1 protein-coding gene is annotated in these 551 nt (G+C 36.5%); it reads right to left on the bottom strand.

Annotation, left to right across the window (positions count from 1 at the left end; translation table 11 throughout):
* Positions 1-7: 7 nt before the first annotated feature.
* A complete protein-coding gene (locus tag WQ54_RS18015) occupies positions 8-424 on the bottom strand; it encodes an IS3 family transposase (RefSeq protein ID WP_046590565.1) in 417 nt (138 codons plus the stop codon).
* Positions 425-551: the final 127 nt, after the last annotated feature.

The following is a 551-nucleotide window of genomic DNA, read 5'->3' as shown; positions in this document are numbered from 1 at the left end:
TTTTGTATTAAGCAGCTGATTGGCTGGTATGGATGCGGTATTGAACCGGACTCATACCTGCCAATTTTTGCTTTATACGCTTGTTATTATAATAATCGATATATTCTTCAATTCTCTTTTTTAATTCCTCAAATGAGCACAGTGCTTCTCCATAATACATTTCTTGTTTGACTAACGCGAAAAAATTCTCCATCGGGGAGTTATCTAAACAGTTTCCTTTTCGCGACATACTCTGGTATACCCTATATTCCTTAAGTGTTTTTACCCATTTATTATGTTGATATTGCCATCCTTGATCAGAATGTACAGTAGTCCTGTACTTTGAAACTTTTACTATTTCAAGGGCTTCCTCTAGAGGTTTAAGGGCTAATTCTAAGGTTGGACGCATACCTATCCCATACGAAAGAATTTCACCGTTGAACATACATAATGGGATTGAAATACAGTTTTACACCGTCAGAACACTTAAATTCTGTGATATCTGTTGCTAATTTTTGATGACACCTATTTGTGTGGAAACGGCGATTAATACGGTTCTTGGCAACAGTTCC

The sequence above is a fragment of the Bacillus sp. SA1-12 genome (genome assembly GCF_000981385.1).
In the GTDB taxonomy this organism is placed as follows: Bacteria; Bacillota; Bacilli; order Bacillales; family Bacillaceae; genus Metabacillus.
This window is presented reverse-complemented; position numbering and strand designations above follow the sequence as displayed.

What these genes read in the sequence shown, in the direction of transcription:
- WQ54_RS18015 (WP_046590565.1), bottom strand. Translation starts at nt 424, where the DNA reads ATGTTCAACGGTGAAATTCTTTCGTATGGGATAGGTATGCGTCCAACC.